At 73.4% G+C, this 3083-nt stretch carries 3 protein-coding genes; 2 read left to right on the top strand and 1 reads right to left on the bottom strand.

Features of this window, described 5'->3' with window-relative positions:
• Nucleotides 1-9: 9 nt before the first annotated feature.
• Nucleotides 10-1056, bottom strand: a complete 1047-nt coding sequence (locus E1294_RS57660) for a TIGR04222 domain-containing membrane protein (RefSeq protein WP_132520546.1) — start codon at nucleotides 1054-1056, stop codon at nucleotides 10-12.
• Between the two features lie 278 nt (nucleotides 1057-1334).
• Between E1294_RS57660 and E1294_RS51500 the strand changes: the two genes are divergently transcribed.
• Both E1294_RS51500 and E1294_RS51495 read left to right on the top strand, forming a co-directional pair.
• Nucleotides 1335-1970, top strand: coding sequence for an Rv1733c family protein (locus E1294_RS51500; RefSeq protein ID WP_132520543.1), 636 nt, complete (start codon nucleotides 1335-1337; stop codon nucleotides 1968-1970).
• Nucleotides 1971-2201: 231 nt separating this feature from the next.
• Nucleotides 2202-3083, top strand: an 882-nt coding sequence (locus tag E1294_RS51495) for a trypsin-like serine peptidase (protein ID WP_132520540.1), incomplete at its 3' end; no start/stop codon positions are given.

The following is a 3083-nucleotide window of genomic DNA, read 5'->3' as shown; positions in this document are numbered from 1 at the left end:
CCGCCTCGGTCACGCGCCGCCCCCGCCACCACCGCAGCCACCACCACCGCAGCCACCGCCACCGCCTCCGCTGTCTCCGCCGCTGCTGCCGCCGCCGCTGAAGTCGCCGCCGCCGTGGCCGCCGCCCGAGTGCGATCCGGAGCGGTCGGAGCCGAACAGGCTGCCGAAGTCGAAGAAGCCCCCGCCGCACGATCCTCCGCCGGAGCCGACGGCGGTGCCGTGGAGCGGGATGCTCGTCCTGCCGTACGATCCGCAGTGCCCCGGAGCGCAGCACGCGGCGCGCGATCGGGTCCTGGTCCGGGTGTCGCGGCGCAGCGTGTCCGCGAGCCGCCGGTCGGGCAGCTTCGTCAACCCGTGCAACGCCACCGCGCCGATGTCGTCGGAACTCTGCCACGTGCCTCCCGCGAGGACCTGGATGTCCGCCCGCTCCAGCGCCGTACGTCCGGCCTTGGTGAGCGGGTCGGCCAGCCGGCGGCGGAGCAGGTACGAGCAGACGAGCCCGGCCACGGCGGCCACGGCCGCGATCGCGACCGCGCCCCCAGGGACGTGCAGGGCCGCGCCCACCGCGGCCGCGAGCACCGCCAGCGCGGCGAGGACGACCAGCAGGCTCGTACGCCGCCGCGCCCTCACCCGGGCGGCCGGCGGCATCAGGTAGCCGCGCCGCAACAGGGGCGTGGACAGCAACCGCATCGCTTCCGCGTCGCCGACGCCGTGGCGCACCTCGGCCGCGGTGGATCCGCCCACGCCGGCCTTGATCTGCCCGTAGACCGCCCGCTCGATCCGGACCCGCTTGTTCGGCCGGAACCCCTGCACCGGCGTGACGACCCCCTCGCCGGACACCCGCACCCCGCCCTGGGCGACCAGTGACACCAGCGCTGTGTTGACCACCCGGCGCGGCCCGCCCGCGAGATAGGCCGCCTGGTAGAGGTCGAGCGGAGAGCCGGTGGCGGCCGCCGTCCGGGATCGGGCGGCGGACAGCGCCAGTTGTGTGCGTGTCGCGGCGAGGGCGATGAGTGCGACCAGCGAGATGGCGATCGCGTAGGAAACCCCGTCCATGTGTCTCCCCTTGGGCAGAGAAATGATGAAACGCAGGCGGCCCCCTGTGCTTGAAAGACGTTTCCCGTCCGGCCGGCGGTTCCTCGGCGGGTTGGCAGAACGAGCAGAAGTGCCGCGAGCGGGGTCCGTGACCGGATGGCCACCGTGCCGCGCCGGCCCGCCGCGACCGTCTCGGCATGGAACGCGTGGCCCGTGGACGGCGCGTGCCCGTAGGGGCTTTCACCAGGAAATATCCTGATACGGCGGGGCCCGGGCGGGCAGGGACCTATGAGGGACCCATGCCTCTGCCGGACATGATGGCGCCACCCGGAGAGTGCCGTCAGGGGGTGTTCGTGATGCGCGACTCGGTGATGCGACAAGTGCGGAGATACCGGTTCGACCGCAATCCGCTGCGCCGCCGATCCGACCGCCTGGAAAGTCTCGCGCTGCTGATCGCCGTGCTGCTGATGATGCTCAGCGTGTGGCCCGCGGTGGCGGCCGGGCGGCAGACGTACCAGAACGCGGCGAGCACGGGCGCCGGCGGGCGGTCGCAGGTGGACGCGACGCTGCTGGCGGACGTGCCCGTCGGCCCGACGTCGTTCGGGTCGGTGCCCCGGAGCGGCCCGGCCGAGGCGCGGTGGACGATGCCCTCGGGGCAGGAGCACACCGGCCAGGTACGCGCGCCCGCCCTGGCCAAGGCGGGCACGAAGGTGCGGATCTGGGTCGACGAGGCCGGCCGGCCGGCGCTCCCGCCGCCGACCGCGGTGGAGATCCACGTCACCGGCGTGGTGACGGGGATGCTCGTGATGCTGGCCGCGGTGGCGGCGGTGCTGACGGCGCTGGCGGGCTTCCGGTGGCTGGTGGACCGCGGCCGGTATCGCGCGTGGGAGGACGCCTGGTCGCTGGTCGACGAACGGCGGCGCCGCCGCTCATAGGCGCATCCCCGTCCAGGGCGGCATCAAGGGTCCATCACGGCTGATCCCGCGCGGTCGGTGCGTGTGGTGATATTTCCGGCTATGGCCGTCGGGTGCCGACACGCCCGGCAGCGCGCAACCCCCGTAACCGGCGCAGGTGTGGTGTACACCCGGCGACATGCACAGAGGGTGGCACGTCGATGACTTACAGTTTCCCCGTCATTTTCAGTCATCGCCTGTTCAGGGGGACAGATGAGATCACGGACCATCCCGATCACGACGGCCGCCGCCCTGGCCATGGCCGGCCTCATGGTGCCGGTGGCCGCCGCGTCGGGGACCGGTCGGGCCGCTGCGCCCGTGGCGGGGACACCGGCGGACACGCGCCCGCGATGGCCGCACGGCGCGGACAGGTCGCCGGAGATGGACGCCCACGAATCGAGCGACTTCTGGACGCCCACCCGCATGGCGGCGGCGCTCGGCGCGCCCCTGCCGGAGACCGAGCTGACTCCGCACCACGGCGAGGGCGCGGCTCGGGTCACCGGTGTCCCGTCGTCCCAGCGGCTGACGCCCGGCGGTGACGGCAACGGCTACGGCCGGATCCGGCGCCCCTACGACAAACTCCCGCACACCCGCGCGGCCGGCCGGTTGTTCTTCGTCGACGCCCACGACAAGCTACGGTCCTGCACCGCGGCCGTGGTGCGCTCGCGCGACGAGTCGCTGATCGTCACCGCCGCGCAGTGCGTGTACGGCGAGCCCGGCGACCACCACGAAGGGGAGTACCGCCAGGATCCGCGGCACCACGGCTGGCATCGCCACCTGCTGTTCGTGCCCGCCTACGACGGGCGAGGGGAGCGGGAGCCGTACAGCCGCTGGGGGGCGGTGCGCGCGTGGAAGCCGAGCGCCTACACCGGCCACGAGGGCGGGGACGCCAACTCCCCGTACGACGTCGCGCTGGTGGAGGTGGAGAACGTCTACACCGACCAGACGTTGCAGGACCGGGTGGGCGGCTACACCGTGCTGCGCAACCAGGGAGGCGCCTTCAAGGTCAACACGGTCGGCTACCCCGCCGTGGACAAGGACCTCGCCTACAGAGGCAAGGACCAGATGTGGTGCCAGGGCCGCACCCGCCCGGCC

Source organism: Nonomuraea diastatica, from assembly GCF_004349015.1.
Classification (GTDB): domain Bacteria; phylum Actinomycetota; class Actinomycetes; order Streptosporangiales; family Streptosporangiaceae; genus Nonomuraea; species Nonomuraea diastatica.
This window is presented reverse-complemented; position numbering and strand designations above follow the sequence as displayed.